This window comes from Candidatus Glassbacteria bacterium (assembly GCA_019456185.1).
Taxonomy (GTDB): Bacteria; Gemmatimonadota; Glassbacteria; order GWA2-58-10; family GWA2-58-10; genus JAJRTS01.
Map to the genome: position 1 here is coordinate 1 of VRUH01000154.1, position 1,323 is coordinate 1,323.

1 protein-coding gene is annotated in these 1,323 nt (G+C 58.1%); it reads left to right on the plus strand.

The window, feature by feature from the left end; translation table 11 throughout:
• Positions 1-324: 324 nt before the first annotated feature.
• A partial coding sequence (locus FVQ81_18580) for an FAD-binding oxidoreductase (GenBank protein ID MBW7998537.1) occupies positions 325-1,323 on the plus strand: 999 nt, incomplete at its 3' end.

The following is a 1,323-nucleotide window of genomic DNA, read 5'->3' on the forward strand; positions in this document are numbered from 1 at the left end:
CGATGGCTGGGCTTGGATAACGTCCATCCTGGGGCAATGACTGAGTCAGGCCCAGGGCGTCTATGACCCCTGGTACATGAATTTGGGAAAGTTCAGAGCCTTCTATGCTTCTATGCTAACGTACCAAGCGGTTTAATTCCTTCGGGCGGGTCAGTGTCAGCAAGGCTTCGGTATAAGCGAATCTCCCTTTAAAAAATACAGCGTACTTCCACCATGCCGGATTATAACAAAAGTGAGCTTATCTCGGGGGCTAGTTAAGGGAGCTTGCGGCCCATGCCGTAGCGCAGGGGCGGTCAAGATGCGGGGACTAAACGGATATTACCGATGAGCGAAAAACTACCCAGTACCGCGCAGGTGGTGATCATCGGGGGCGGTATTATCGGGTGCAGCGTTGCATTTCATCTCACGAAATTAGGAATGCGTGATGTGGTGCTGCTGGAACGCAGGAATCTAACCTGCGGTACCACCTGGCACGCCGCTGGGCTGGTGGGCCAACTACGTGCGACGGCCAACATGACACGGCTTGCGCAATACACCACCAACCTGTTCGCCACCCTGGAGCAGGAAACCGGGCATGCGACCGGGTTCAAGCAGAACGGCAGCCTGAGCATCGCCACCAACGAAGAGCGGTTCGAGGAACTCAAACGCGGGGCCTCCATGGCCCGTACCTTCGGACTGGAAGTCGAAGTGATCGGCAACGACACCCTGAAACGCATGTGGCCGTTGATCGATGTTAAGGACGTGGTTGGGTCGGTCTACCTCCCCAAGGACGGCCAGACCAACCCTGTCGACACGACCATGGCGCTGGCCAAGGGCGCCAGGAAGGGTGGCGCCAGGATTATTGAGGATACCCGTGTCACCGCCATTCATACGCGGCAAGAGGGCCGTCACCGCACTGTCACTGGAGTCGCCACCGACGATGGGGATATTCGCGCGGAAATCGTCGTGAACTGCGCGGGCATGTGGGCCAGGGAGGTGGGCCGGATGTGTGGGGTAAACGTGCCCTTGCACGCATGCGAACACTTTTACGTGGTGACGGAGTTGATGAACGGCCTCTCCCCCGACTTGCCGATCCTGCGCGATACGGACGGATGTGCCTACTACAAGGAGGATGCGGGAAAACTCCTGCTGGGCGCCTTCGAGTCCCACGCAAAGCCATGGGGCATGGATGGGATTCCAGAGGACTTTTGTTTCGACCGGTTGCCTGCGGATGTGGAACACTTCCTCCCCGTTTTGCAGCAGGCCACACGCCGTTTGCCTGCCCTGGAAACTACCGGCATTCACACCTGGTTCAATGGCCCGGAAAGTTTCACCCCGGACGTG